This window comes from Sessilibacter sp. MAH3 (assembly GCF_054658275.1).
On record NZ_BAAGIE010000066.1, the window covers coordinates 1 to 916 of the forward strand.

Sequence of the window (916 nt, forward strand, 5' to 3'; positions counted from 1 at the left end):
CAAATTACTCGATAATTTTAGCAACAACACCGGCACCAACGGTACGGCCACCTTCGCGGATTGCGAAGCGTAGACCTTCGTCCATCGCGATTGGGCAGATTAGGGTAACGGTCATTTGAATGTTGTCACCTGGCATTACCATTTCTACGCCTTCTGGAAGCTCGCAAGCGCCCGTTACGTCGGTAGTACGGAAGTAGAATTGTGGACGGTAGCCTTTGAAGAATGGCGTGTGACGACCACCTTCATCTTTTGACAATACGTACACTTCGCCTTCGAACTTGGTGTGCGGAGTGATTGAACCTGGTTTCGCCAATACTTGGCCACGCTCAACTTCTTCACGCTTGGTACCACGTAGAAGAACACCAACGTTCTCGCCAGCACGACCTTCGTCTAGCAGCTTGCGGAACATCTCTACACCGGTACAGGTGGTTTTGATGGTGTCTTTGATACCAATAATGGCAACTTCTTCACCCACTTTCACGATGCCGCGCTCAACACGACCGGTAACAACGGTACCACGGCCTTGGATTGAGAATACGTCTTCGATTGGCATAATGAATGCGCCGTCGATCGCACGCTCTGGCTCAGGAATGTATGAGTCTAGAGTTTCAACCAGTTTCTTAACGGCTGAGGTACCAAGGCTGTCGGTGTCTTCGCCATTAAGAGCCATCAATGCAGAACCGGCAATGATTGGGGTGTCGTCGCCTGGGAATTCGTAAGTGTCTAGAAGCTCACGCAATTCCATTTCAACCAATTCCAACATTTCGTTGTATTCTTCGGTACCGAAGCCGCCACAGTCTTCTGCAAGAAGGTCTGCTTTGTTTAGGAATACCACGATGTAAGGTACACCTACTTGGCGAGACAACAAGATGTGCTCACGAGTTTGTGGCATTGGACCGTCGGTTGCGCCACACAC

1 protein-coding gene is annotated in these 916 nt (G+C 50.1%); it reads right to left on the reverse strand.

Translation table 11 applies throughout. The annotated features are described in order from the left end of the window. Positions 1–4: 4 nt before the first annotated feature. The coding region (locus ACYQ2C_RS18565) for an elongation factor Tu (protein WP_460104689.1) at positions 5–916 on the reverse strand (912 nt) is incomplete at its 5' end.